This window comes from Janthinobacterium sp. CG3 (assembly GCF_000344615.1).
Taxonomy (GTDB): domain Bacteria; phylum Pseudomonadota; class Gammaproteobacteria; order Burkholderiales; family Burkholderiaceae_D; genus Janthinobacterium.
This window is the reverse complement of sequence record NZ_KB467828.1, coordinates 1-2,552: the sequence shown is the minus strand read 5'-3', so window position 1 is coordinate 2,552 and position 2,552 is coordinate 1. Positions and strand designations below refer to the sequence as shown.

Below are 2,552 nucleotides of genomic sequence, written 5' to 3'. Positions count from 1 at the left end.
GAAAATGCGGCGGGGTGTTCAATATGTCGGGCCGTCAGAAGGAATTCGACGGACTGCAAATGCGCGGCAAGATCGTTGAACAGTGCGGCAAGGGACATAGCGGCCAATGAGGTAAAAAATCTCACTGACCGCGCCCTACCTCACTGGCATGTCAAGCTTTTTATTGTATTTCGCTCTACTTTTAAAGAAAAATTCTTAACTTGGGTGGATTGATGTGCATCCCGGGCCTCGCTATCGAAGATGTTCGGCTTGCCGTTTTTCAGCGGAACGGCGGCCTCATCGGCCCTCAATACATTAAATTTCTCCTGCCATTCTGTTGGTAGTGCCGCCATCAGTTTGAACGCATCGAGGATACTTGACTTGGTATCGCCGACGACAAACGGTTTTGCTATATCTGTTGAGTTGGCCCACAGGTGGTCAATTCCGGTGTGCATGACACTTTTTTCTTCTGTGAGTTTTCCGTTGTTATTAACTTTATTGAAAATTGTGTGCTTCTTTTTTACAAAGTAATCTGTTAAGTGTTCGGCGATGACCGCTTGCTTGTTTCTGTTTCTGTTTTTTTGCGCGGCTTTTTTTTGGTCGACCTTCGTCGTATACGGCGTCACATGATTTTCTTTGACATCTCGATTTTTCTTTGCCAGCAGCCTTTTTTCTTTTTTCGACAGCGCGCGGGCCTGTTTTGTTGCGGTTGCGGTGACAACCTCCCGCGCTTCCACCTTGGCCGCTTTACCGCTGGTGCCAGCAAGCGCAGCCGTCGTGCCCGGCAGTTCATGCCCAAGCATTTTGGCATGCAAATTTTTGAGTTCGGCGAAAACCTCGTCGATCATTTTCGGCGCGCGCTGTTGCAGGCTCTTTAGTTCGCCGATGACTTCCTTCACCTGCGAGCGGCTGGTAAGCGCCTTCACGGCCCAACTGTCCAAGCCATCGATAAACGCCGCGAACGTCTTGTTGAGCAGTCCCTTGCATTCGCCGGCGAGGTTCTTCCAGTTGATATTGCGCATATATGCTTCAACATTGCCGCGCACTTTGGGCGAGACGGCTTCCAGGACGCGGCCGAAACTGTGGCCCTGCTGCATCAGTTTGAAGCTGACCTTCAACGTGTCGCCCGCACCCGGCACGCAGCCTATCAGTGTAATCACCAGCTCGATCCAGCCTATTATCGATGCCGGCGACTTGGCAACCAAGATGAGGCCGAAAATGAGGTCGCGCGCGTCCATCGCCTGGCCCAGGCCGGGAACTAAGCCGAGGACGCCGGTGAGGATGATTTGCGACGGCGACGTGCCTTTGCCGCTCACCAGTCCGCCCAGCCAGTCTCCGATGCCGTCGTCGGCCTGGCGCACGATGCGCGCGGCCGCCGCCGCATCGGCCGCGCCGTGCGCCGCCGTACCGCCAATGTTACTCATGACGACTCGCCTTCGCTGTCATGCAGTTGCCGGTAGTCTTTTTCCGCTTGCAGGTCTTCAGGACTTTCTTCGTCGGCATATTTATAGTCGTCATAATGGAAATCATAGTCGAGTTCGCTGATAGCGCCGTCCGCTGGCGGCTCGGCGGCCATCTCGTCCAGTTCGTCGGGGAAAAAATTGTCTTTGTAATAGGCCGCTTCCTGCGCCAAGTACTTCTCGAGGAAGGCTTCGGCCTCCTCCTGGGTGCGCGGCGCCACGCCGAAAAGCTGGTTCGGCTCCTGCTTCTGTCTAGGCACAGCATCGCGCTCATCCTCGCCGTAGGTCACGGTGGCGGAGCGATTGGGCGTATTCTCAAGGCGCGCAAAGCCTTTGGCGTCGAGCTTGCCTTCGATTGACGTGCCATTGTCAAACTTCACCATGTACGGCGCTCCAACCATCGGCTGCATGTCATCCCAACGGTAATTCAACTCGATGAAGTTATTCAGGTCGGCATGATTCGGCAAATAGGGTAGTTTCGGGCTGCTGCTGGCCGGCCCGGTCAACTCCTTCATACTGGCCTTGAAATCCATCTTTCCCGGCCCGTGAATCATGATATTGCCGCCCTCGAGCTTCAAATAGGCGCCTTGCGCCGTCATCAGCAGGTGCTCCTTCGCGGCGATGTTGACGCTCTGGGTGACGCTGGCCACGGTGACGGCCTTGTCGGCGGTGATGCTGGTCTTGTCCGATTGGCTCTGGCTGCTGACCTTGCCGGTCGCGGCATGCAGTTTGATGCCGGTTTCCTGGTTCGGCTTGTCTTTGTTGCCGGCCTTGCCGTAGGTGAACAGGCTGACGCCCGCCTTCACCAGGTAATAGCTGTTGCCCTGCGCGGCGAAGTTGATGTCCTGCCCGGCGGTGACGCTGCCGGTGTTGCCGGCGGCGAGGATGGCGTTCGCCGGCGTGGTCGCGGCGATGCCCGCCGGGCTAGACAGTTGCAACTGCGCCTCCGTGTAGGTCGTCACCGGAGTCTGCCCGCCGCCGCCGTCCGTGCCCTTGAGCACCTCGACGCTGTTGGCCATCTGGGCGATCGCCGGCAATGTGTCCGGTGCCGGCTCGGCCTGGCCCTTGTCGTCCTTGATGCCGGCGTTGTGCTTTTGCGCGGTGCCGGCCATG

The 2,552-nt window shown here is 57.1% G+C and carries 2 protein-coding genes; both read right to left on the bottom strand.

From position 1 onward, the window contains the following. Positions 1-140: 140 nt before the first annotated feature. A complete protein-coding gene (locus JANGC3_RS30450) occupies positions 141-1,403 on the bottom strand; it encodes a hypothetical protein (protein WP_017879772.1) in 1,263 nt (420 codons plus the stop codon). Continuing rightward, on the bottom strand, positions 1,400-2,552 hold a 1,153-nt coding region (locus tag JANGC3_RS34015), incomplete at its 5' end, for a DUF2345 domain-containing protein (RefSeq protein WP_035789287.1). The genes JANGC3_RS34015 and JANGC3_RS30450, both read right to left, overlap by 4 nt.